We start from the raw sequence: 1,523 nt of genomic DNA, 5'->3' as shown, positions 1-1,523 counted from the left end.
CTCCGGGAGGGGGCCGTACGCGTGCCCGCCTACAGGAACGCCCCGCTCGGCAGGTACGGCGCCGGCGGCCGCATCCCGCGCACCCCGACGAAGCCGCCGGTCTCCGGCGTCAGCCCGACCTCCAGCCCGACGTCCAGCGCCCACTCCTGCTCGGCGGTCAGGTACTCCACCCGGGCCTCGACCCCGTCCGGCACCCGGGCCAGCGCCTCGCGCAGCAGCCGGGCCCCGATCCGCTTGCTGGTGGCCGCCAGCAGCCGCACCGTGCCGCCGTCCCGGTAGCAGTAGCCGCTGCCGGCCAGCGCGTCCGCGACCAGCAGCTCCTCGAAGTGCCCGAGCATCAGCTCGTGGTCCGGCCCGTGCGCGGACCCGCGCAGCCGGCGGTCCACCGAGTCCAGCAGGTGCAGGTGGGTGGCGTTGCCGCGGTGCACCGGTATGTCGCCCGGATCGATCAGCCCCTGCCGGTCCACCGTCCCGGTCAGCCGCATCGCCGGGTGCAGGGTGAACCCGGCCAGCCGGTAGCGGCGGGCCGCCGCCGGGGAGCCGGAGGCGCAGACCATCCCGCGCAGGCAGCCCCGGGCGTGCGCCATCGCCCGTTCGAGCAGCAGCCGCCCCACCCCCCGGCCCTGCGCGGACGGCCGGACGGCGAACAGCGAGGGCGTCCACAGGCCCTCGCGGCGCATCGACAGCACCACCCCGACCGCCTGCCCGCCGCTCTCCGCCAGCCAGCAGCCCCCGGGATCGGTGCGCGCCAGGTGCCTGGTCCGGGCCAGCTGCAGCGGCGTCGGCCGCGGTGGCCGCGCGGGGTCGTCGGACGGTGCGGCGAACGCGGCGAAGGACAGTTCCCGGACGACCTCCGCGTCCGCTGCGGTGTCCCTGACCTGGCGAAGGATCATGCCGACCATCCTGGCGTCCGCCGGGCGGCGGTGGGGCCCGTTCACCCGGATCCGTGCTGCGGGCGGTGACCGGCCCTCCGGGGGTGTGCGAGCATGGGGAGCGTAGGGGACGCGGGTGGCACACCCGGCCTACGGACAACCAGCCGCGACAGGCCGCAGAAATCGATCGCCGCCCGGGAAATGAAACCGGACGGCCGTTGGTTGGCACTGGCGGCAGACCGTCGTCAAGACCGGGAGAAAGCAGATGACCGTCCAGGACGAGACCACCGTCGAGAGTGGCATCCTCCTCACCGATGCCGCCGCGGCCAAGGTCAAGGCCCTGCTGGAGCAGGAAGGCCGCGAGGACCTCGCGCTGCGCGTCGCCGTCCAGCCCGGTGGCTGCTCCGGCCTGCGTTACCAGCTGTTCTTCGACGAGCGCTCGCTCGACGGTGACGTGATCAAGGACTTCGACGGCGTCAAGGTCGTCACCGACCGGATGAGCGCCCCGTACCTGGGCGGCGCCACCGTCGACTTCGTCGACACCATCGAGAAGCAGGGCTTCACCATCGACAACCCGTACGCCACCGGCTCCTGCGCCTGCGGCGACTCGTTCAGCTAAGCCCGCTGCGGAAGGCGGCCCCGGGGATCACC

General features: G+C 74.0%; 2 protein-coding genes. One reads left to right on the top strand and one right to left on the bottom strand.

The window, feature by feature from the left end; genetic code table 11:
- Positions 1–29 precede the first annotated feature (29 nt).
- A complete protein-coding gene (locus ACFU6K_RS38725; protein WP_380671318.1) occupies positions 30–893 on the bottom strand; it encodes a GNAT family N-acetyltransferase in 864 nt (287 codons plus the stop codon).
- Between the two features lie 244 nt (positions 894–1,137).
- Between ACFU6K_RS38725 and ACFU6K_RS38720 the strand changes: the two genes are divergently transcribed.
- Positions 1,138–1,491: an iron-sulfur cluster assembly accessory protein gene (locus ACFU6K_RS38720; protein ID WP_380671316.1), complete on the top strand. Its 354-nt coding sequence runs from the start codon at positions 1,138–1,140 to the stop codon at positions 1,489–1,491.
- The last annotated feature ends 32 nt before the right edge of the window (positions 1,492–1,523 follow it).

This window comes from Kitasatospora sp. NPDC057512 (genome assembly GCF_042802135.1).
GTDB lineage: Bacteria > Actinomycetota > Actinomycetes > Streptomycetales > Streptomycetaceae > Kitasatospora.
This window is presented reverse-complemented; position numbering and strand designations above follow the sequence as displayed.